This is a genomic window from Micromonospora sp. NPDC049799 (assembly GCF_040656655.1).
In the GTDB taxonomy this organism is placed as follows: domain Bacteria; phylum Actinomycetota; class Actinomycetes; order Mycobacteriales; family Micromonosporaceae; genus Micromonospora.
The window spans coordinates 1-4,077 of the sequence record NZ_JBFAMU010000445.1; the positions used below are offsets into that span (position 1 = coordinate 1).

Sequence of the window (4,077 nt, forward strand, 5' to 3'; positions counted from 1 at the left end):
GGCCCGCCCGGTCCTCGTCGGTACGCCCGGCGTGGCCGGTGTGACCCCGCCGTTCCCCACCGCGGACGGTCGCACCGCGACCATGATCGTGTTCCCGGACGCCAAGCCGCAGGACGCCCGAACCGCGGACCTCGTGCAGCGGCTGCGCGCCGACGTGCTGCCCCCGCTGCGAGCCTCCAGCGGCGCGGCGTTCCTGGTCGGCGGCACCACGGCCGCCACGGTCGACTTCTCCGAGGCGGTGGCCGACAAGCTGCCGCTGTTCGTCGCCGTGGTGGTCGGCCTGTCGTCCCTGCTGCTGGTGCTGGTGTTCCGGTCGCTGGTGATCCCGTTGAAGGCGGCGGTGCTCAACCTGCTCAGCGTCGGCGCCTCGCTGGGCGTCGTCACCCTGGTGTTCCAGCAGGGGTTCCTCGCCGACGCGATCGGCGTGCAGCCCGGCCCGATCGAGGCGTTCGTGCCGGTGCTCATCTTCGCCATCGCGTTCGGGCTCTCGATGGACTACGAGATCTTCCTGTTGGCCCGGATGCATGAGCACTGGGAGGAACACCACGACGCACCGGCGGCGATCCGCCACGGCATCGCCACCACCGGCGGGATCGTCACCGCCGCCGCAGCGATCATGGTGGTGGTCTTCGGGTCGTTCCTGTTCGATCCGGGACGGATGCTCAAGCAGTTCGGGCTCGGCCTCGCCGTGGCCGTGCTCGTCGACGCCCTGGTCATCCGGTGCCTGATCGTGCCGGCGGTCATGCAGCTCTTCGGCCGGTGGGCCTGGTGGCTGCCGGCGCCGCTGGCCCGCCGCCTGCCCCGGGTCGCCCTCGAACACCGCTGACGGAGAGGAGGGGAACTGATGAACGTCGCGATCGGCGCCGGCGTGGGCGCCCTGCTGGGATTCGTGCTCGGCTGCGTCCTGTCCGAGGTGGTCGGCATCCTGAGCCTCGTCGGGGGCGGACCGGCCGGCATCCGCTTCCTGCCGCTGTACCTGGCGGCCGCCGGAGCCGCCCTCGGTGCGGCCCTCGGCGCCCGCCGCCGGGGATAGCCCGCCCCGACCCCGGTGCCGGCCTCAGCCGGCCGGCACCGGGTCGGGCAGCGGTTCGCCCGTCTCCAGCAGCGTCTTCACGCTCGCCAGCAGCTCCGGCCAACCGCCGCCGTCGCCGAGCTGACCGCTGATCGCCCGGTACATCTCGCTGTCGGGGTCGAAGTCGTCGTGCACGACGGTGAGCTTCACGAAGCCGCCGTACGGGGTGATCTCGAAGGTCACCCTGGACCGGCGCTCGTGCTGGCGGGCGGCGAGTTCCTCCGCCGACCAGCCGAAGTGCGCGGCGTGTTCCGGTCCGAAGCCGTGCCAGCTGTACGAGAGCAGCCGGTACGGCTCGGCGGCCAGCACGTGCTGCCCGAGGTCGCGCGCCTCGGCGTCCGGCGCGTCCTGCCACAGCACCGGCGAACCGACCTGCCAGTCCGACCGCAGGGCGACCCCGCCCCAGTAGCGGCGGGTGAACTCCGGCTCGGTCAGCGCGGCCCAGAGCCGCTGCGGCGTGGTGTTGATGTACGTGGTGTAGACGAACGTGGGACTCTCCATCGGTTCCCGCTCCAATGCTCTGCGCAGGTCGGACAGCGCGCGGACGCGCTCGCGGTCGTACCGGTCGATCCACCGCTCGGCGATCGCGTTGATCGGGGCGGGGTTGAGGTGGTGCAGCTTCTCGCGGCCGCGGCGCACGGTGGTGACCAGGTTGGCGGCCTCCAGGACGGCGAGGTGCTTGCTGACCGACTGCCGCGTCATGGCGAGCCCGGCGGACAGCTCCCGCAGGGTCTGCCCGTTGCGGGCGTTGAGGTCGTCGAGCAGACGGCGCCGGCTGGCGTCGGCCAGTGCCCGGAACACCTCGTCCATCTCACCCTCCGCGAAAGGCAGCCATCTGGCTGCCTTTCAGCTTAGGCAACCGTGTGGCTGCCTGTCCAGTCTCCCGGACGCACGGGGCTGCGTGGCCGCCGGTGCCGCGGCTAGGGTCGTGCGGTGACCGAGATCCACACCGAGCGGCTGGTGCTGCGGCACTGGCGGGAGTCCGACCTGGCCCCCTGGGCCGACCTGAACGCCGATCCCGACGTGCTGAGGTACCTCGGCCCGCCGCTGGCCCCGGAACGGTCGATCGCCGCCGCCCGCCGCTGGCAGGAGGTCCTCGACCGGCGGGGCTACGGCTTCTGGGCCGTCGAGGTCCGCGACACCGGCGAGTTCGTCGGCGTCACCGGGCTGGACCGCATGGACGAGGGGATGCCGTTCAGCGGGGTCGAGGTCGGCTGGCGGCTCGCCCGGTCCGCCTGGGGCCACGGGTACGCCACCGAGGCCGCCCGCGCCGCCCTGGCGTACGGGTTCGACACCGTCGGCCTTCCCGAGATCCTCGCCGTCATCGCCGTGCCGAATCTGCGCTCGCACGCGCTGGCCCGCCGGCTCGGCATGACCACCGACCCGACCGAGGACTTCGACCACCCGAGGGTCACCGACGAGCCGCTGCGCCGGCACGTCATCTACCGCCAGCGCGCCGCCGACCGGCCCGGGACCTGAGGCGCGGTGACGGGCGTCAGGCGGTGCGCACCGCCTGAAGGGTGTACGTCTGGGGCAGCCGCCACGGCCGGTCCCGCAGCCGGTGCTCGCCGTGCTCGTCCGCGGTGGTCCGCCCGGGCAGGGCGTCCCACGGCGCGCTGTCGTGCTCGACCAGCATGGTCAGCCGGAACCCCACGTCGAGCAGGGCGGTGACCACCTCGCCCAGCCCGTGGTTCCACTCGTACGTGCGGTTGTGGGTGAAGGTCGCGTCGGTCTCGACGTACGTGCCCGGCTCGTCCCACTCGGTCGGCTCCGGCCGCTCGAAGTAGGGGTGCTCGACCGTGAGCAGACCGTCGTCGCGGGTATCGTCCAGCGCCCACAGCATCGGGTGCCCCTCCCGCAGGAACAGCCGACCGCCCGGCCGCAGCAACGCGGCCACCACCTGCGCCCAGCGGCGGATGTCCGGCAGCCAGCACAGCGCCCCGACCCCGGTGTAGACCAGGTCGAACGCCCCCCAGCCCAGCGCGGCCGGCGCGTCGTACACGTCGGACCGTACGAAGTCGACGGCCGCGCCGGTGTGCTCGGCCAGGCGGCGGGCCTGGGTCAGGGATGCGGGGGAGAAGTCCAGGCCGGTCATCCGCGCCCCGAGGCGGTGCAGGGAGATCGTGTCCGTGCCGATGTGGCACTGCAGGTGCACCCCGCGCAGGCCGGCGACGTCGCCGAGCCGGGGCAGGTCGAACCGGACCACCTCGCTCAGGTACGCGGGGTCGGCGACGAACCGGTCCACCGCGTACCCGGGCGACGCCGCGTGGGCGGCGGCCCGGTCGTCCCAGTTGGCCCGGTTGACTTCCAGGTGGTTCTCCACGGCGCGACGCTCGCACACCGGCCGGCTTCTGCCAAGGGATAAACCGGCGGCTGGTGGCCCGGTACCGCTGGTAGGTTCACGCGCTGTGACGGGGCGGACAGAGGCGCGGCTGGGCGGGCGGTTCGGGCGGTTGTGGGCGGCGAGCACGCTGTCGGCGCTCGGCAGCGGCATGGCCACCGTCGCCGCGCCGCTGTTCGTCGCCTCCCGCACCGACGACCCGCTGGTGGTCTCCGCCGCCGCGGCGGTGGCCTGGCTGCCCTGGCTGCTCTTCGCCCTGCCGGGCGGTGTCCTCGTCGACCGGGTCGACCGTCGCCGCCTGATGATCGTCATCGACGTCGTTCGGGTGGTCGCGCTGGCCGCCCTCACCGTGGAGATCATCTCCGGGCGGGCCGGGATCGTCCTGCTCTACGCGGTGCTGTTCCTCGCCAATGCCGGCGAGGTGGTCTTCCGTGCGGCGAGCCAGGCCGTGCTCCCGGCCGTCGTGCCCCGCGACCTGCTCGAACGGGCCAACGGCTGGCTCGGCGGCGGGCACACCCTCACGCACGGCATGCTCGCCGGGCCGCTCGGCGGGTTCCTGTTCGTGCTCGCCGCGAGCGCCCCGTTCGCGGTCAACGCCGGGACGTACGCCCTCAGCGCGATCCTCGTCGCCCTCGTCGCCGGCAGCTACCGCGCGACGCCGACC

At 73.4% G+C, this 4,077-nt stretch carries 6 protein-coding genes; 4 read left to right on the forward strand and 2 right to left on the reverse strand.

What is annotated here, in order from left to right; all coding sequences use genetic code 11:
* On the forward strand, positions 1-826 hold an 826-nt coding region (locus tag AB0I76_RS24125; protein WP_357039567.1), incomplete at its 5' end, for an MMPL family transporter.
* Between the two features lie 18 nt (positions 827-844).
* Entirely contained in the window at positions 845-1,033 is a 189-nt protein-coding gene (locus tag AB0I76_RS24130) for a DUF5957 family protein (protein WP_357039570.1), read from the forward strand.
* Between the two features lie 24 nt (positions 1,034-1,057).
* Here the strand turns inward: AB0I76_RS24130 and AB0I76_RS24135 are convergent, their stop codons facing one another.
* Positions 1,058-1,882, reverse strand: coding sequence for a metalloregulator ArsR/SmtB family transcription factor (locus tag AB0I76_RS24135; protein ID WP_357039573.1), 825 nt, complete (start codon positions 1,880-1,882; stop codon positions 1,058-1,060).
* Positions 1,883-2,005: 123 nt separating this feature from the next.
* Here AB0I76_RS24135 and AB0I76_RS24140 point away from each other — a divergent pair, with 123 nt between their 5' ends.
* Entirely contained in the window at positions 2,006-2,551 is a 546-nt protein-coding gene (locus AB0I76_RS24140; protein WP_357039576.1) for a GNAT family N-acetyltransferase, read from the forward strand.
* Positions 2,552-2,567: 16 nt separating this feature from the next.
* Here AB0I76_RS24140 and AB0I76_RS24145 read toward each other — a convergent pair whose 3' ends face one another.
* Positions 2,568-3,395, reverse strand: coding sequence for a class I SAM-dependent methyltransferase (locus AB0I76_RS24145; RefSeq protein ID WP_357039579.1), 828 nt, complete (start codon positions 3,393-3,395; stop codon positions 2,568-2,570).
* Positions 3,396-3,480: 85 nt separating this feature from the next.
* Here AB0I76_RS24145 and AB0I76_RS24150 point away from each other — a divergent pair.
* Positions 3,481-4,077 (forward strand): MFS transporter (locus tag AB0I76_RS24150; RefSeq protein WP_357039583.1); only part of this gene is annotated, 597 nt, incomplete at its 3' end.